Origin of the sequence: Natronogracilivirga saccharolytica (assembly GCF_017921895.1) — a bacterium.
GTDB lineage: Bacteria > Bacteroidota > Rhodothermia > Balneolales > Natronogracilivirgulaceae > Natronogracilivirga > Natronogracilivirga saccharolytica.
This window is the reverse complement of the sequence record NZ_JAFIDN010000011.1, coordinates 12,292-28,336: the sequence shown is the minus strand read 5'-3', so window position 1 is coordinate 28,336 and position 16,045 is coordinate 12,292. Positions and strand designations below refer to the sequence as shown.

Here is a 16,045-nt window from a genome sequence, read left to right as displayed (position 1 = left end):
GTATTCTTTTGGAAAGCAAGATCCTTTTCCGGTTATGAGTCATGTTGCCGGAATTCGGCTGTCAAAAATCTGCCCTCAACAAAACCCGTCAGGATATGAACAAGCCGGAAACCTCTCCTTTTCATCAAAAAGTTATCATCGTCACCGGCGGAGCCAATGGAATCGGCAAGGCCATTGCAAAAAGGTTTGCCGAACGCCGGGCGCAGGTTGCCGTTGCCGATGCGGACTCTGAAAACGGCGCAGCGCTCTGCGAATCGCTCCGGCAGGAAGGACATGAAGCAGCTTTCTTCGCCTGCGACATCAGCCAACCGGATGCTGCGGCAGCGATGATTTCGGATGTAAAAAATACTTTCGGAAGCGTGGACATCCTGATCAACAATGCCGGCATATCGGAATTCAAGCCGCTTTTTGAAACGGACGTGACCGACTGGGACCGCGTGCTGAACACCAACCTGCGCGGTGCCTTTTTGTGCGCAAAAGAAGCAGCGAAAGTGATGCCGGAGAGGAGTGCGGTCGTCAATATCAGCTCCACCCGCGCGCTGATGTCGGAGCCGGGATCAGAGGCCTATGCGGCATCAAAAGGCGGCTTGCTGGCGCTGACGCATGCCCTGGCGGTATCCCTTCAGGATAAGCGAATCCGGGTAAACGCGGTCAGTCCGGGCTGGATACATACGGGGGATCCGAAATCGCTGCGGGAGAAGGATCACCGCCAGCACCTGACCGGACGAGTCGGTAGACCGGATGATATTGCCAGGGCCTGCCTGTTTCTGTGCGACCCTGAAAATGATTTCATTACCGGAGAAAATCTGGTTATCGACGGCGGAATGACCCGGAAGATGATTTACGAGCATTGAAATATGATGTGGACTGCAGGGTATAGATTATTTCGATAAAGCCTGAATGTATAGGCAAAAGAGTTTCAGAAGTAATGCAATCAACATGTGGAGCAGAATAACCCCGAAACTACGCCGGATTGTAAATTTTGTATATTGCCCGCATGTGATCCTTTGAGAATCCAGTTTTTTTCCAGTATCCCTACCGGCACCATCGCATGACCAAAGAACATCCATCCGCTCCGCAAGGATCGCTTTTCGACTCTCAACTGCCCGAACATGCCGATTATCCCATGAACCGCGGCGGGGAGGAAGTGGTTTGGAATGTGATTCGTCGTGACATAGCAGAATCGGATACATATCTGATTATCACCGGATATTCTTCACTGGCATTTCTGGCAGAGCAGCTCGGAAGCAGACTGCAGGCCCGTTCCCGCATCGAGATCGTACTTGGCAACGAGCCGGTTTCCCCTCTTCAGCCGGACGGGCTCTCCGGCAGTCCCGGAATGGTGAATCTTGGAACCGGTGATCCTGGAACGGGCAGTTTTGGGTCCGTCAACCATAAATCCGCCGGTCACAGGTCAGACCGACACAGTTCCGGTGCCGACAGATATGCAGCAGAGTTGCGGACAAAAGACGGATCGTCCGGACTTTCGCTGCCCGATCAAATCCGGCAGTACTGGCTGCAGCGAGGTATATCGGTGTTGTTGAACGGACCGGTATTGCGACTGATCGAAAAAATTCGTTTTGAACTGGTGGCTTTTTTATATCGTCCGAATCTGCACGCCAAAATCTACCGCGGTGATCTGCATGCCATGCTGGGTTCGAGCAATTTTACTCGGCCCGGCATGTTGACCCAGGGAGAGGCCAACGTTCGCCGAAGCTGGGGCACCGAGGGCTATAACGACATCAGCGATATTGCCGATCATTTTCGCCACGGGGCGACACCCTGGAATGACGCTGTCATTGAACTGCTGGAATCGTTGTTGCGCAATGTGAGCTGGCAGGAGTCCCTGGCCCGGGCAATCGCAATGATCAACGAAGGCCAGTGGATAGAAGAGTATCCGAACCGCTGGCTGCGCCGGAACATAGCATCACTTTGGCCCACTCAGAAACGATCCATCGCCCAGGCACTCTATCTGCTTGAACGGCAAGGCAGCGTCCTGATCGCCGATCCCACCGGCTCCGGCAAAACACGCATGGGAGCGCGTCTGCTTGAATCCCTGCTGAATCGGTTATGGAGCCGGTCGGCCTGGTTCCGTGCCAATTATCAGATCATCTGCCCGCCACTGGTCATCGATACCTGGAACAAAGAACTCGGATACCTGCCGCAGTCGATGTCCGGGCCGGTTTCGCACGGAATACTGAGTTCATCCGACGGCGATAAAGCCCGGGAGGTTTTGCAGCAAATCCGCCAGGCAAACATTTTGCTGGTCGATGAGGCGCACAACTACCTTAACAAAGCCTCCACCCGCAGCCGCTCGATCGTGGTCAACCGCGCAGACCACGTAATATTATTCACCGCGACCCCGCTCAACCGCCGAAGCGAGGATCTGCTGCGACTGGTGGAAATACTGGGGCTGGATAACCTGAGCGATGAGGCCTACCGGACCTATCGCCAGCTGATGACCAGCCGGGATGCGCGCAGCCCCGAAAAGATGGAACAGCTGCGCAATTATGTCCACCGGTTCATGGTCCGGCGTACCAAGCGTGAACTCAACGAGGCGATCGATGAGGAGCCGGAGGCTTACCGCGATGAGTTCGGCAATCTCTGCCGCTATCCGGTCCATCGCTCCAAAATCTACAAGACCGGCGAGACCACTGATGATGTGGAGCTGGCCGGCCGGATCGAGCGGCTCATCGACCGGTTGCGGGGCATCATCTATCTTTCCCGCTTGAAAGCCGATAAATACGATCTGTTCAACAAAGAACGCCAGCAGTCGTTTTTGAAAAAGCGGCTGACAATGGGACCGGCCCTGACGCGCTACAACATCCGGAATATGCTGCGATCCAGCCGTGCCGCTCTCATCGAGCATCTCGAGGGTACCGATGCAGCCAGGGAAACGTTTGGTGTCAGGGATTTCAAGAGAAACCCGACGGGCGATATTATCGGACGGATCCGGGAGCTCCGTAAAAATCCACCCGACACGAACCTGGATATTCCCTTACCGGACTGGATCAGCGACCGTGACCGTTGGCAACAGGCTTGTGATGAGGAGGTGGAGGCGCTGGAAGAGATTGCCGAACTTGCACGGCGAATCAGCGGCAGCCGGGAGACGGATAAGGCGAAAATGGTGGCCCGGCTTATTGAAAAAGAAGGCATGGTACTGGCCTACGATACGGCCCTCATCACCCTGCAGGTAATCCGCCAAAAGTTGAAGGATCTGGGGTACGATGAACAGACGATGGTAGTGACCGGCAGCTCGGACGACACCCGAAAGCAGCTGAAAAAAGCGTTTGCCCTGGAAGCCGAAAACCGGCCGATGGTCGCTCTGTGCAGCGACGCCCTGGCCGAGGGGATCAACCTGCAGCGCGCGTCGGCGGTAGTGTTCCTGGATATGCCCACTGTCATTCGGGTGGCCGAGCAGCGAATCGGGCGGGTAGACCGGCTGGACAGTCCCCACCCGGAGATAACGGTTTACTGGCCGGATGACTCCGAAGCATTCCGCCTGAAAACAGACCGGCAGTTTTTTCATCGGCACCAGATGGTCGAGGAGCTCATTGGCAGCAATATCAACCTGCCTGAACAAATGGCGGTACGTGGAGAAACGTTCGCGGAAGAGACGCTCAGTACAGACGAAGTGATCGCCGAGTTTGAAGAACACCGGCAGGCCGAACGGTCGTGGGAAGGCTTTGAAGATGCATTCACATCCATGCGCAATATGGTGTTCGGGCCGGAACCGCTGATCGAAAGAACGCTCTACGATGAGGCCGTACGGCATGGCGACAGCGCCGGAGCCTGGATCAGTGTCGTCCGTACCAATGAACCATTTGTCTTTGCGGCGGTCCGGGGCTCCGAAAGCACCGCTCCCTGGTGGATCTTACGTACGGAAAAAGCAGATATGGACCGCCGGACAGAAAATGGAGGAAAAGCACAGGAAGAGAAAGCGGGTGCCGGCCGGTCGGAAGACGGTGATGACCATGCACAGGAAGATGAAACGGATGCCGGCCGAGACAGCAACGCGGGTCGAAGCGGTGAGAGAGATAGCGGTTACAAAAGTGGTAGTAGTGCCAGAGATAGTGATAGTTCCAGTGACAGTGCCAGTGCCAGGGGCGGTGCCAGCGACAGGAGTAGCGGTAGTTCCAGGGGCAGAGGCAGTGAAATTCACCAGGACATCCATAAAATTACTGAGAAGCTGCGCAAACTGCTTCCGGAATCCGAACCTGCTGAATTCGACCGGAATGCCGAAGCGCTGATGCAACGACACATGGCCTGGCTGTATAATTACGAGCAGCAGACCCTGCCTAATAAAAAGCGACATGCTATTGAACAGATGCGTTATTTATTGCCGAAATGGAAAAAAATGGAAGATCACGGCAGCAGGGAGTGGCACCAGTATGTGCATCGGTTGCACGATCTGGTAATGCATCGGGAAGACAGGCGCGCCGCAGGCAATTCGGGCAAGTCCAGCCCGGGCGTCGACTGGTATGAACTGGCCAACCGCTGGCTTGATGTGGCCCAGCCGGAGCTGATCCGCTGGATTGAAACCGAACGGAAAAACCGGAAATACCAGAACATCCGGCTCAAAAACATCAACCGGTATTTGCATAAAAATCCGCTCGACGAAGATGCGCTGGCCCATGTTCTGGACGGATTGCCCGTGATCGAACCGGTCGATCGACGGGTGATGTCCATGATTATAGGTGTGGCCGGCAGCAGATGAGCGGAAGATATCACTATACACAAGTTCCGTTTACACCATAACATAACCAGACCAACATACCGGGCATCACCTTATGACCCGGGGTGGGGAATCTTAATGACCCCGCCTGGGGAATCTTGGTGGCCCGGGGTGGGGAATAGTCGTGACCCCCGACATCTGTGTGCACGGAGATCTTCATACGCGCAATATCATCATCCAAAAAGAACAGAAAAAAATTGTTTTTTTATCGATGCGATTTGCCGCAAAGCTACTCCTTATACCATCTGGCTGGATATACTCCTGTTTTCATTCAGCATCGCTTTCAGAGCGGATCGACACAGGCTGAAGTATTTGCAAGAAAAGCTTTTCAGCGACATCATCCTGAACAAAGAAAACTTCGACAAGAAACTGCTTTTGCTGCGCCAGGAGCTGGTTACGGGCAAATTCTTTCTTCATTTGAAAGGCAGTCTTCGGGGAAAGCTTCGCTTATTTATTGCTCTTGTAATTGTTGTAAAAAACGTTCTGCTTTTGTTTTTGTCCGGCGGTCGCAATTGATCGGTAAGTTAATGCTGGTTAGCAGCGTCCTGTACCGAAGATTATTATGCTGCATCGGGTATACTTCCGAACTATATTGTTTTATTATACCCAAATTGATATAATATACTATATTTAGGAAATTTTATATCTTATAGGGTATAATATGAATGCGAATAGCGATGCAATTATACGTTTTGTCAAAAATCGAAGAAAGCAGCTGGGTATAACCCAGGAAGAGCTATCTCGCCGTGCCGGAGTGGGTTTGCGCTTCATCAGAGATATGGAGCAAGGAAAGGAGAGTCTTCGCATGGATAAAGTAAATCAGGTGCTGGGTTTATTCGGGCACAAGGTGGGGCCGGTTCCCGTAAAAGATCAAGAGTAGATATTAGGCAAGATGATGCATAGAATAGCACATATTTATGTCCATGAAGCGTTTGCGGGTATTCTGAAGGAAACCGAAACCGGATATGAATTTGCCTATGCGGCTGAATATCTGGATTCAGGCGATGTCGCTCCGGTCAGTCTGACACTCCCGCTTCGCCGGGAGCCGTATCAATCCAATGTCATGTTTCCGTTTTTTGATGGATTGATTCCGGAGGGATGGCTTCTGGATGTGGTGACGGAAACCTGGAAGGTGAACCCGCGGGACAGAATGGGCCTGCTCCTGGTCAGTTGCCGGGACTGCATCGGGAATGTCAGTGTACGGGAACCATCTGTCGGCTGGGGACCATCCAGTGGCCGCGATGATGAATCAGAGGGACATCATGAGTAAATGTCTGATATGCACCCGGGAAACGGGAGATACTGGAGAATATCATACAAAATGTGCCCGGCGTTTGTTCGAAAGTCCACATGTTCCGGAAATCCCCTATGATCTTGAAGAGCTAAATCAGCTGGCAAGTCAGGTCGTCAGACAGCGGGTTACCATACCCGGCGTTCAGGCAAAAATGTCTATGGAGGTACAAAAACAGGCAGGTCGTCATCCGAAAATAACAATTACAGGCCTTTGGGGACGATATATCCTGAAGCCACCGTCCCAACAATGGGATCAGCTTCCTGAAAACGAACATACTACGCTTTCTCTGGCCGATGCAGCTGGAATACAAACGGTTCCGTTTGGACTTGTGCGCTTGCGAAGCGGGGAGCTTTCGTTCCTGACCAGGAGAATCGATCGCAGAAGCACTGGGCAAAAAATGGCCATGGAGGATATGTGTCAGCTCACAGAACGGTTGACCGAAGACAAATACAAGGGTTCACATGAACAGATTTCCGGGATTATAAAAAAGTACTCTGACAACCCCGGCTTTGATCTTACCCGGTATTTTGATCTCATATTGTTCTGCTACCTGACTGGAAACGCTGATATGCATCTGAAAAATTTCTCACTCCTGAAGGAGCAGGAATCCGGATGGAAACTGGCCAATGCTTATGACCTGATCAATACAAGGCTGGTTATGCCGGCCAATAAAGATCCGGAGGAACTGGCGCTGACAATCGGAGGCAAAAAAAGCAATTTCAATCGTGCCGTTTTTATTTCCTTTGGCAGGAATATTGGACTGAATCAGCGCCAGGTTGCCAATGCGATCAGCAATCTGGAGGCAAAGTTACCGGCTTTTAAAGAGATCATAAGTCGATCGTTTCTAAATAATGAGATGAAATCGAAATACCTTTCCATACTTGATCAAAGATCGCAAGTGCTTTTTTGAAGCAGCACATTCTCTGACCGCTCCATATAAACAGGTAGTGAATCATTCTCAAGGATTGAAAGCACCCGGTATGCCTCGTTACGTGCTTTATTACCGTCGAATTCAGCAGTAATAAACCAGGAAGTGTGATCTTTCAAAAGCGGGTATATTCCAATGTGTTTCTTGCCATTATTTTGCCAGCAGGGTTTTTATATCAGCCGAAAAACTCATTCCAGAAAGGTTCGATCAGATTGGTGTGTTCTTCAATGAGTTTTAATGTCAGATGTGCAGCTCGTAATACATAATGTACCCGGACTCCTTGTCAAGGACCAGAAGGATAAAAGGAAAATAGGGCGGGTCCCTGTCCGGTGACTTCATCGTTGCCGTTGACCCGGAGTAATGGAAGCGCTTCCATGGCGGCGCGCCCTGCCACAAGTATGGTTTGTTCGATAACCGTATCCAGGACGTGCAACTGTTCCAGCTCCGGAAACAGAGGCGGATGCCCAGGTGTGATCTTGCTCAGTACAGGCCATCCTCCCTTGCCCCGAAACTAGAATCCGAGTTCTTTCAGCTTTTTCCGTTCTTCCGTCTCCAGGTTTTCCCGTTCCTCAAAAGACAGCATCAAATGCGGGATCATTAAGATGTCCTCGGCCTGGGTGTAGATTCTGACAGCATATGATCATATTGGTTCATGATCATTTTTTTTAGATCATAAAGGATAAATTATGATTTTAGGCAGGTGTATCAAGCCAATAAGATATGAATAACGGATTATGATTATGCCGGAAGATATGCTCGTCAGGCTGCCCGAATACGTGAGTCCGAAGATTTTCGACCGGGGCCTGGACTACTTCAGAAACGACTTCATAGAATCTCCCGAAAGAGTATCGGAGCATAAATGGGTGACCCGTGCAATGGGCAGGCGGGTTTACGAGGTATCGCTCACTTTCAATCCCGAAGGTGACGACGAGTGGCATTGTGACTGTCCGTTTGACGGGCCGGTGTGCAAACATGTTGTAGCTGCGTGTTTCGCGGTGCTTCAGGTTGCCGGAGACAAATATCCGGGGGTTGCCCGAGCGGGGGACTTATACAAGCTGCCGGCTTTTGAGTCGCGTTTGATAATTGATCAGCTTTTCGAAGTACTCGACAATGAAGAGTTGATTGGATTTTTACGCAGTAAGCTGGAACAAGATCACCAGCTTGCAAGTGTTTTCGAAAGTGAGTTTTTGTACCGGCTGCCGGAACATCAAAAATCGGAAAGGTACCGGCGCATTGTATCGAAAGCGGTTCGATCCGCCTTCAGAAACCGGCATTTTGCTGAATATCCGGAGTATCGGGATTTCGAGGATATGGATATGCTGTCGGATCAGCTGATGGCTCAAACGGACTGGCTGCTTGATCTGTCAAAGAAGCATCGTGAGGAAAACAGGCCGGAGGAAGCCCTTCTCATTGCGAAAGCGATTCTCGAGGAGGTGCCGGTCAGCCTGGAGGAATTGATAGAGGACGGGAATGATTACTATGAACTGCCGGATGCAGACGGATTCATGGAGTCAGCAGCCGAAGAGCTTTGCAAAATAGTGGAATCCGGTAATGAGGAGCTGAAGAACAACCTGTTTGATTCCATCTGGAACATGTTTCCGGATGAAAAGTTGCACATCGGTGACGTGCCGGATCATTTGCTGCACGCCATGGGGCTTTCGGCCACGGATGCGAGCAGAGTCGAGCGGTACCTGCAGCTGTTGGATCGTCTTACCGATGAGTTCAGAAACGGCGAACAATCCTTCATAGGCGAACATCAGGTGCAAGAAATCAAGATCGAGTATCTGCAGCATTTGGGACGGGAAAAAGAAGCCGTTGAAGTGATGCTGTCCATGAAAGATGATCCGAAGTTCTGTCTGATGCTGGTCAGGTATTACATCGAAAAAAAGCACTTCGCAGAGGCGAAGCAATTAAGTGCGGAGGGGTTGAAGAAAGCCGATGAGGGGGACAGGATGACGATATCCTTGGAGGATGACGGGTCGCAATCAACAACCTGGTATAAACTGCTCTATGAAATAGCAGAGGGCGAAAACAGTCCGGCCGACATGAGAACATGGCTGGAAAAACTCATTTTTGACGATTACCGGCATATGAAATGGTTCAGGGAGTACAAAAAAACATGGCCGGAAGCGGAATGGCCGCGAGAGCTGGAAAAAATCATAGCCAAGCAAAAGAAACGAAAAGATGTTTTTCATGTCGACCATTTTTTGGCGGAGATCTATGTTGAAGAAAAACGCTTTGACCGGCTGGAAGAAATGCTTATGAATGAAGCCGGCAATCCCTCTGGTTTTAACAGTATCTGCGTATTTGCCCCGAAAATGGCTGAGATGCGGCCTGAGGGAGCCGGTAATGTAATGCAGCAGGCCATTGAAGCATACGCCGCTGAAAATGTCGGGCGCAAGTATTACCGGGACATTGCAAACGAACTGCGTGCTATGATCAAATGGCGGGGTGGACTGGGGCGAGTGCGAAATATTGTCAGGAGATTGATAGAGGAGTATCCGACACGGCGGGCAATGAAAGAAGAACTGGAACAGGTATTTTCAGACCGTGTGAGATATATGTAGTTTCTATCATTCGCTGCTTCCAACGCTGATAAAGCAGGCAAAATGAGATAATGTCGGACCTGAAATGGCATGGATATGAACCGAAACCGATCTTCCCGACCCTTTCGGAGGCATTAATTGAGGTCAAAAACGATCCACACGGATGCTTTTTCGGATGAAGGATGTTATTAAGGAAAACCTGCGGATAAACACAACTCGGTTTGCCCCTGAAAGAGATATTCAAGAAGTATCTTTCAGTTTTTCAGAAAGCCAGAACTTGATCACAGACTGCCTGGTGACTCCCGTACGCTTGGCTTCCTTGTCCAGTTGGCGCACCATCCATTCTGGCATGTCCACATTGATCCTCTTTTGAACCTGAGAAGACCTTTTGGCTTTTTTCAGGTCAAGCAGACTGGTGATATCCTCACCATCATCAAATTTTTTATCAAAATCAGAAGCTTTCATATAGTTCTATTTCCTCTTTACGTGCTCTTCGAACGGAAATGATCCGGATGTTATTTTTTCGATACGTTATGACTGCCGACCAGATTTTCTGATCAAGCTTCCCGATTATTAAAAACCTTGGTTCATCTGAAGTTATTGCCGGGATTTCCAGTACATCCGGATCTTTCCACAGATCCAGCGCCTGATAGAAATCTATACCGTGCTTTTCCCGGTTAGCCCTGCTTTTATTTTCATCAAACTCAAATTCAATCATGGTATGAAATATATACCTTTTTTACTCAATAATACAATAGAGCTATATGCAAGTGTTTCGATTTGGTTTACACAGCCGGGACAAAATCTATCCTGATGCGGCAGTGATCGCTCGGTCTCCAGTCCGCCGGATCTGGACCCAGACATTAAAAAACGGAAAATTTAATGTTTGTTTGGGTGGAATGTCTTATTTTGAGGTCGGATTTGGACGCATACATTAAAAACCCGGAATTTTAATGCCAAAAGCACAGCAATACACAGTAAACCCGGACCGGACACAGCCGTGGAATGCTCTGCCTGATTTGCCGATTGCACCGGATCTCTACAGAGATGTGGATATCTACGAGCAGCTCGGTCGGGCAAAAGAAGCGCTGGCGTTGCTGGCAGGACGAAGTATTGCCATTCCAAATCCAGGGATGCTTATCAATTCCATCACACTCCAGGAGGCCAAGGTTTCAAGTGCCATCGAAAACGTGTTCACCACCGATGACGACCTCTACAGGGCGATGAGCGATTCAAAAACCGGTGGTGAATCTGCGGGACCTGCCAAAGAGGTGCTCCGATACCGTGAGGCCCTTTGGGAGGGGTATCACTATCTGAAAAAGAAAGGCGCATTCGACCGGGACTATTTTATCAAACTGTATCAGATCATCCAGGAGAGCGGGGATGGCATTCGTCCGCCGTTTGCCAGGACATTCATCCGGATGGGAGGAAGCGGTCCGAACGCGGGAAAACCTGTCTTTACCCCGCCTCGCGGCAAGGGAGTGGTGGAAGCCAAACTCGACAATCTGATCGACTTTCTGAACGATGAGCAGTCGCAGCCGGATGATGTACTGCTTAAAATGTGCATTGCCCACTACCAGTTCGAGGTGATCCACCCGTTCCGGGACGGTAACGGACGGGTGGGACGAATCATGAATTTGCACATCATCACCCGGAGCCATCAGCTGGAACTGCCCATTCTTTACCTGAGCCGGTACATCCTTGAGCACAAGCAGGATTATTACGAGTACCTCGCGGGCGTATCCCAGCGCGGTGATTGGAAGGCTTGGTTGCTCTACATGCTGAAAGCAGTGGAGTGGACTTCGCAGCTTACCCTCCGGAAGGTCAATGACATCATTGAAACAAGGGAGGATATACTTGACGTGCTGCGGGAACAGACGGACATCCGTCGGCCCGGGGATCTCGCCGAAGCGATTTTCACCCAGCCTTATGTCAAGGTGCAACATCTGGTCGATCGCGGGATTTATGCCGAAAACACAGCCCGCAACTACCTGAATGAGCTGGCGGAATTACAAATCCTGGAGAAAAGAGAGATCAGGGGCCGGCACTACTACATCAACCCGGCACTGGTCGAGATCCTGTCGTATTGAACGCACACCGTGCGGGTTAAGGGGCATGTTTCAGGCTCTGAAACCGGTCGCAATTTGCGACCAGTTTACCACCTGTGAGACATAATCGGGATTCCGAGCGCCGGGTTACCGCTGTTTTCTGACGGGCTTTCCGTCAAGTAGCAGGCGTTCCACGGACAGGTCCTCGTCGAGGGCTTCCCAGTGGATTCCGATGCCGTTTCCAATCAGCCGCCAGTTGTTCCGGTCGATTGCACCGGCATTGCGCAGTTTCGGGAACCAGTCGATAGGAACGGCCAGCTCCCGGCCGTCATCCAGTTGGATCACCATCATGCGATCGGTAAACCGGATGTTCCTTGCCAGCGGGGTTTTTATGTCAGCCGAGGTACTCATTCCAGGAAGATTCGATCAGGTTGGTATGTTCTTCAATCAGTTTTTGGATTTTGTTCAATTCCGTTGCACTGTATCCGCTTGTATATACAAGTATAACTGGTTTAATCCAGAATTTACAATATCCATTTCCACTTTCAACGTGTATGTGGATGGGTTCATTCCCTTCATTACTGAAGAAAAAAGACGATATCCCCGGGTTCTTAGTACCGTTGGCATCCGAAAGTTGTAAAGATGAAGATGAATAGCTCAAAAAAAATCGAGATTTAATCCGATTAATGAGTCTATTATTGTCCGATTGCAACAATAATGGTGTCATTTTATAGACACGTAACTTCTGGAATCCTTACAACGTTTTTTCGATGAGTTTGCCTGGTCTATCCAAAATCAATTTCAATCCGGCAATAATCGCTCGGCCCCCAGTCCGCCGGATCATTGAGCGCCCTCACGCGCATCCGGTCCGCCAGTCCTGTTGAAGCAAACACAAAATCCATTTGCCGGGTGGATGCGGCCTGTAGAAAACGTTATCATACCCGCCATCACCCCGAAACTATTACACAGGAAACCACCATGTAACTCACCAAAGAAGACGCCCTGCGCGCTTATGCCCGCATGATGAACACGCTGGACGTGTCCCACCTGGAGCCGCTCCTGGCCGATAACTTCCACTACGCCTCCCAGATGGTCATCCCGCCGCCAACCCAAATGCGCCCCACCGGCGAGTATCCGTGAAACCGCCAATAAAGCCCCGAGTCTCTACTTTTTAGTGTCAGAAAATGGAGAGTGGGTCATGGCTAAAGAGGGTTTCCGTTAATTTTTGGCACACCCGGCGGCACATGGCCCGACGGAAACTTCCGGTGGGGTGCACACGAGATCAGCCGGTGAAACAGAGCGGTGCGCGTGATGTAATGCTTCTCGGGTGACCATCGCTCTTTCATGGATACTTTCTCTGTTTCGATTTCGACCAGACCGAACAGATGTAAAAACCGCTCGAATGTTCGAATAAAATAACATCTGCTGGCGGGGTTCCATGGATTTTCTTCGATTTCAGTCTGGGCATCCCCGCCCTCGTATAAATCCGGGAAGGCCCTGAAGTACTTTTTGGCGTAGAAAGTATCTCGTCTCTTTTTATCTCCGTAACGTTTGAGCAGAACCAGGGAAAATGCAAAACCGATTTGGCCGATTCTCTCCGATTCGTACCTGTCATAGTAGGCCCAATTGAATTTGTAGCAGAATGTCAACAATAATTGACGCAAAAGTTCGGCATTGTTTCCAAGCAGTTTTTCACCGTTTTTGGTCAGGCTGAGCTTGTTATTGCGCTTTTTCGTGAGGCCGGCGATATCGGAGAGTTTCCTGGCCAGATCGATCGAATGCGAATCGGTCTGCTTATAAAGCTTGACAATACCCGATTCAATCATTTCTTCTTTATAAAAACCCTGTTCGTACAGGTCGGCGACGATTTTTACCGGCAGAAACCCTTTGGCCGTGAGCTTCATCTCCCCGGTCTTTTTCAGGCGTCCTCCGAGATACCGAATCATGTTCAGCATGGGAATCAAGCGGTAATCGGCTTCATCAAGGAGATTCAGTTTCAACGGGCTGTCCGGCCCGAATGGATCATGCAGCAGATATTGCATTTCGTTGGGAGAATATCCTTCGAATTCCGGAATCGGTCGGTTGTTTTGCCGGTCCATGTACTGCCGGGCATATTGCTGCAGATCGTTATCCAAGGCGGTTACCCTTCTGTTAAAACATCTGATTCAAAAGGTTGTTTGAACCAGAAGAGTACTGAGAATGGCGTAATTTTCAAAAAAACATGAAGGGACCCATGGCGAAGTCCCGGATCCCCTCGAAATCGAGCAGCAGGCGCCGGATCCGGTTCTGCAGGACCGGCACGGGCGTCATTTCGTAATTTTGCAAGCTCTGCAAACCTCAAATCAATCTTGTGAATTCTATGTTGAAAGGATAGGTGTCAGTTATCAAATACGTTCAATGAGTCGCTCTCTCACCACTTCATATGCTTCCTGCCAATCAAATGATTCATCCGGTCTCACAAGTGCTTCAAGATCACCAAAAAACTCGGAATCAGTCATTTTCTTATCCAGATTCAATAAATATTGTCTTTTTGTTGGGGATTTACCCCCGGATAACTCCATATAACGTTGGTAGCAGGCTATAGCTTCCTGCTCGTCAAATGGTTTCCGGTTTATCAAGACTTTATATAGATCAAATAAATCACGCCCTTTTTTCCTTTGATACATTGCTCGCAATTTTGACCCCGTCAATTCTTCCAGCCGATATGTAGTAATTTCACATTCTCCATTAAACCAGGAACTTGCCACTTGAAATGGTTTATGAAAATACCCCATCATAGAAAAATGCTCACGACAATTGATTTCAATTTTAAGTCGCAGGACTATCGATGGATCTGATTCCGCCGCTACACGGAATGACAGGGTGTTGTTATCCTTTTTCTGATTTATGGATGCATCACCTAAAAAAGACAGCCTTTCCCGAAGGCGGCGAATTACCGGTTTGATGGGTTCACCAACTATCTGCACTAAATCGATATCTTCGGAGTATCTCGGCTGCGGGGATAAATACAACTTGTGCAATGCGGTTCCGCCGCGGAAAGCCAGTTTTTCCGACAGGAATTCATCCTGATAAATTTCACAAAGTGCACGACAGATTATCAAATCCTGCTCAATCTGCTCATCCGTTTGCCATGGGACTACACTGCTCCATTCTGTAATATATGCGCGGGGTATCATTGATCAGTCTGTTTCCACATCCACATTTACAAGCACTTTCCAGCGGTTATCCGCCGAATAACCACTCTCAGAGGAACCCGTTTTCAAAGGCGTCCGGAATAGTTTAACCCCTTTTTTATCCAACAGACGAAAAAGTGTGTCTGCCCATTCGACATATTCGACTTTGTATTCCAGCAGATAACCCAGTCTTTGCATAACGGAAACCGGGACATATTCCAGTAATTCATTCGTGAAATCTTCTTTTCCAACTACCTCCATCAATTCATGCAGGACGACGGCAGACCGGTTGATTCCTCCGATGTGGTGGTTGTATTGAATCAAATCCACCGCGGTAAGTAGTGGACTGGAAACTTTAATAAAGCCGGTTTCCGTATTTATTTGCTGGATGAAAGATTTCGGGAAGTTCTTCTTGCTAAGATAATTAACCTTGATTCCCTTTTTTCGGGTTGGACGTAGTACGGGTAGTTCGGTCACCACAAAAAACTCCTGAGGTTGCTGATGTGCTGCTCCATGCATAGAGGCAGCACTTAACAGCCCGACATAATAGGGACGTTTCAGAAAATGCATCAGCCCGTCGATAAATTGTGTCGGTGGCAGAATACCCCGGGCCTTATAGGACGGCGGAATAATGATATAATATCCTTTATGGATGGAAAGGATATTGTTTTTCCTGACTTCGCGATTCAGGGATTGTTTAAGTGCGTCCGTGGTACTATGAGGCATATTTTGTTTAAGCTCCTCCCAGGAAAATGCATACTTTCCGGTAGCTAGCAGATGCCCGACCCAATGCTCCAAACGAGTGAAAGATTGCGAACCCATAATAGTAACTTTTTGCAAAAGTTATCACTTTTCAATACTTCTTGCAATATTCTACTCTTATAACGAAGTCTCACCCCTGAATATCAACAATTCTGAATAGTGGTGATCCGTGACAATTCTGACCATTTTAATCAAATACGGATAGAAGCAACAAACTCCCCCAACGGCCGCACAAACTCCCGCCCCTGCATCAACCGGCCGGCCGCATCCAGCACATTGAGCGACAATACATGGCACCGGCTCCCGCAAATGCCTCCGGATCTGCAACGCGGCATATTGCTCCCAGAGATCGTTCATGTCGAACATCAGGGCGAGCACATAGTCCCGGCCTCTGGAAATATCCGGATGAACATTCAGCAGGATCATCCGGGCGATCGAAAGGACCTTTTTGTAATGCTTTTATCATGTCAATTTGAATAGCCTGACTTAACCTACTGAAATAATCATTCAATATGGCACAAAAGGGTACCAACAGAATTACATTCACGTTTGACTAAGA

16 protein-coding genes and 3 pseudogenes are annotated in these 16,045 nt (G+C 49.5%); 8 read left to right on the top strand and 11 right to left on the bottom strand.

The genetic code is table 11. The annotated features are described in order from the left end of the window. The first annotated feature begins 95 nt into the window (after window positions 1-95). A complete protein-coding gene (locus tag NATSA_RS12595; protein WP_210512957.1) occupies window positions 96-854 on the top strand; it encodes an SDR family NAD(P)-dependent oxidoreductase in 759 nt (252 codons plus the stop codon). A 197-nt stretch (window positions 855-1,051) separates the two neighbouring features. Then, window positions 1,052-4,717: an SNF2-related protein gene (locus NATSA_RS12590; RefSeq protein WP_210512956.1), complete on the top strand. Its 3,666-nt coding sequence runs from the start codon at window positions 1,052-1,054 to the stop codon at window positions 4,715-4,717. A gap of 285 nt (window positions 4,718-5,002) precedes the next feature. Here the strand turns inward: NATSA_RS12590 and NATSA_RS12585 are convergent, their stop codons facing one another. After that, window positions 5,003-5,152: a hypothetical protein gene (locus tag NATSA_RS12585; RefSeq protein WP_210512955.1), complete on the bottom strand. Its 150-nt coding sequence runs from the start codon at window positions 5,150-5,152 to the stop codon at window positions 5,003-5,005. Window positions 5,153-5,396: 244 nt separating this feature from the next. Here NATSA_RS12585 and NATSA_RS12580 point away from each other — a divergent pair, with 244 nt between their 5' ends. The 3 genes from NATSA_RS12580 to NATSA_RS12570 all read left to right on the top strand — a co-directional run bounded on the left by NATSA_RS12580 (window position 5,397) and on the right by NATSA_RS12570 (window position 6,939). Beyond that, the gene (locus NATSA_RS12580; protein WP_210512954.1) at window positions 5,397-5,615 is read left to right on the top strand and encodes a helix-turn-helix transcriptional regulator; all 219 of its coding nucleotides are present in this window, start codon (window positions 5,397-5,399) and stop codon (window positions 5,613-5,615) included. Window positions 5,616-5,630: 15 nt separating this feature from the next. Further along, complete coding sequence (locus tag NATSA_RS12575; RefSeq protein ID WP_210513038.1) at window positions 5,631-6,005, top strand: HipA N-terminal domain-containing protein; 375 nt, start codon at window positions 5,631-5,633, stop codon at window positions 6,003-6,005. 64 nt (window positions 6,006-6,069) lie between these two features. Next, window positions 6,070-6,939 (top strand): type II toxin-antitoxin system HipA family toxin, encoded by an 870-nt coding sequence (locus NATSA_RS12570; RefSeq protein ID WP_210512953.1) that lies wholly within the window; start codon window positions 6,070-6,072, stop codon window positions 6,937-6,939. Here NATSA_RS12570 and NATSA_RS15845 read toward each other — a convergent pair. Next, window positions 6,915-7,097 (bottom strand): annotated as a pseudogene (locus NATSA_RS15845) (TOTE conflict system archaeo-eukaryotic primase domain-containing protein); the annotation flags it as partial. The gene NATSA_RS12570 and the pseudogene NATSA_RS15845 overlap by 25 nt on opposite strands. 245 nt (window positions 7,098-7,342) lie before the next feature. Continuing rightward, a pseudogene (locus tag NATSA_RS15840) lies at window positions 7,343-7,456 on the bottom strand (hypothetical protein); the annotation flags it as partial. A gap of 241 nt (window positions 7,457-7,697) precedes the next feature. On the opposite strand from NATSA_RS15840, the gene NATSA_RS12565 reads away from it, so the two are divergent. Further along, window positions 7,698-9,524: an SWIM zinc finger family protein gene (locus NATSA_RS12565; RefSeq protein WP_210512952.1), complete on the top strand. Its 1,827-nt coding sequence runs from the start codon at window positions 7,698-7,700 to the stop codon at window positions 9,522-9,524. Window positions 9,525-9,574: 50 nt separating this feature from the next. After that, window positions 9,575-9,682: a DUF3024 domain-containing protein gene (locus tag NATSA_RS15835; protein WP_210512951.1), complete on the top strand. Its 108-nt coding sequence runs from the start codon at window positions 9,575-9,577 to the stop codon at window positions 9,680-9,682. A gap of 61 nt (window positions 9,683-9,743) precedes the next feature. On the opposite strand, the gene brnA is transcribed toward NATSA_RS15835, so the two are convergent. Both brnA and NATSA_RS12550 read right to left on the bottom strand, forming a co-directional pair. After that, window positions 9,744-9,968, bottom strand: a complete 225-nt coding sequence (gene brnA / locus NATSA_RS12555) for a type II toxin-antitoxin system BrnA family antitoxin (protein ID WP_210512950.1) — start codon at window positions 9,966-9,968, stop codon at window positions 9,744-9,746. Further along, complete coding sequence (locus tag NATSA_RS12550) at window positions 9,955-10,221, bottom strand: BrnT family toxin (RefSeq protein WP_210512949.1); 267 nt, start codon at window positions 10,219-10,221, stop codon at window positions 9,955-9,957. Before NATSA_RS12550 ends, brnA begins: the two co-directional genes overlap by 14 nt. A 235-nt stretch (window positions 10,222-10,456) precedes the next feature. Here NATSA_RS12550 and NATSA_RS12545 point away from each other — a divergent pair, with 235 nt between their 5' ends. After that, entirely contained in the window at window positions 10,457-11,593 is a 1,137-nt protein-coding gene (locus NATSA_RS12545; RefSeq protein WP_210512948.1) for a Fic family protein, read from the top strand. A gap of 105 nt (window positions 11,594-11,698) precedes the next feature. Here the strand turns inward: NATSA_RS12545 and NATSA_RS12540 are convergent, their stop codons facing one another. From NATSA_RS12540 to NATSA_RS15825, 6 genes and pseudogenes are all read right to left on the bottom strand, one after another. Beyond that, complete coding sequence (locus NATSA_RS12540) at window positions 11,699-11,962, bottom strand: DUF2442 domain-containing protein (protein WP_210512947.1); 264 nt, start codon at window positions 11,960-11,962, stop codon at window positions 11,699-11,701. Continuing rightward, on the bottom strand, window positions 11,946-12,278 hold the full coding sequence (locus NATSA_RS15830; RefSeq protein WP_419539891.1) for a DUF4160 domain-containing protein: 333 nt from the start codon (window positions 12,276-12,278) through the stop codon (window positions 11,946-11,948). Before NATSA_RS15830 ends, NATSA_RS12540 begins: the two co-directional genes overlap by 17 nt. A 475-nt stretch (window positions 12,279-12,753) precedes the next feature. Then, a complete protein-coding gene (locus tag NATSA_RS12530) occupies window positions 12,754-13,686 on the bottom strand; it encodes a hypothetical protein (protein ID WP_210512945.1) in 933 nt (310 codons plus the stop codon). Between the two features lie 249 nt (window positions 13,687-13,935). Continuing rightward, window positions 13,936-14,727 (bottom strand): nucleotidyl transferase AbiEii/AbiGii toxin family protein, encoded by a 792-nt coding sequence (locus tag NATSA_RS12525; protein WP_210512944.1) that lies wholly within the window; start codon window positions 14,725-14,727, stop codon window positions 13,936-13,938. A gap of 3 nt (window positions 14,728-14,730) precedes the next feature. Beyond that, a complete protein-coding gene (locus tag NATSA_RS12520; protein WP_210512943.1) occupies window positions 14,731-15,546 on the bottom strand; it encodes a type IV toxin-antitoxin system AbiEi family antitoxin domain-containing protein in 816 nt (271 codons plus the stop codon). A gap of 57 nt (window positions 15,547-15,603) precedes the next feature. Next, window positions 15,604-15,933: pseudogene (locus NATSA_RS15825) on the bottom strand (5-methylcytosine restriction system specificity protein McrC); the annotation flags it as partial. Window positions 15,934-16,045: the final 112 nt, after the last annotated feature.

What these genes read in the sequence shown, in the direction of transcription:
- NATSA_RS12595 (WP_210512957.1), top strand. Translation starts at nt 96, where the DNA reads ATGAACAAGCCGGAAACCTCTCCTTTTCATCAAAAAGTTATCATCGTC.
- NATSA_RS12590 (WP_210512956.1), top strand. Translation starts at nt 1,052, where the DNA reads ATGACCAAAGAACATCCATCCGCTCCGCAAGGATCGCTTTTCGACTCT.
- NATSA_RS12585 (WP_210512955.1), bottom strand. Translation starts at nt 5,152, where the DNA reads ATGAAGAAAGAATTTGCCCGTAACCAGCTCCTGGCGCAGCAAAAGCAG.
- NATSA_RS12580 (WP_210512954.1), top strand. Translation starts at nt 5,397, where the DNA reads ATGAATGCGAATAGCGATGCAATTATACGTTTTGTCAAAAATCGAAGA.
- NATSA_RS12575 (WP_210513038.1), top strand. Translation starts at nt 5,631, where the DNA reads ATGCATAGAATAGCACATATTTATGTCCATGAAGCGTTTGCGGGTATT.
- NATSA_RS12565 (WP_210512952.1), top strand. Translation starts at nt 7,698, where the DNA reads ATGCCGGAAGATATGCTCGTCAGGCTGCCCGAATACGTGAGTCCGAAG.
- NATSA_RS15835 (WP_210512951.1), top strand. Translation starts at nt 9,575, where the DNA reads ATGTCGGACCTGAAATGGCATGGATATGAACCGAAACCGATCTTCCCG.
- brnA (WP_210512950.1), bottom strand. Translation starts at nt 9,968, where the DNA reads ATGAAAGCTTCTGATTTTGATAAAAAATTTGATGATGGTGAGGATATC.
- NATSA_RS12550 (WP_210512949.1), bottom strand. Translation starts at nt 10,221, where the DNA reads ATGATTGAATTTGAGTTTGATGAAAATAAAAGCAGGGCTAACCGGGAA.
- NATSA_RS12545 (WP_210512948.1), top strand. Translation starts at nt 10,457, where the DNA reads ATGCCAAAAGCACAGCAATACACAGTAAACCCGGACCGGACACAGCCG.
- NATSA_RS12540 (WP_210512947.1), bottom strand. Translation starts at nt 11,962, where the DNA reads ATGAGTACCTCGGCTGACATAAAAACCCCGCTGGCAAGGAACATCCGG.
- NATSA_RS15830 (WP_419539891.1), bottom strand. Translation starts at nt 12,278, where the DNA reads ATGACACCATTATTGTTGCAATCGGACAATAATAGACTCATTAATCGG.
- NATSA_RS12525 (WP_210512944.1), bottom strand. Translation starts at nt 14,727, where the DNA reads ATGATACCCCGCGCATATATTACAGAATGGAGCAGTGTAGTCCCATGG.
- NATSA_RS12520 (WP_210512943.1), bottom strand. Translation starts at nt 15,546, where the DNA reads ATGGGTTCGCAATCTTTCACTCGTTTGGAGCATTGGGTCGGGCATCTG.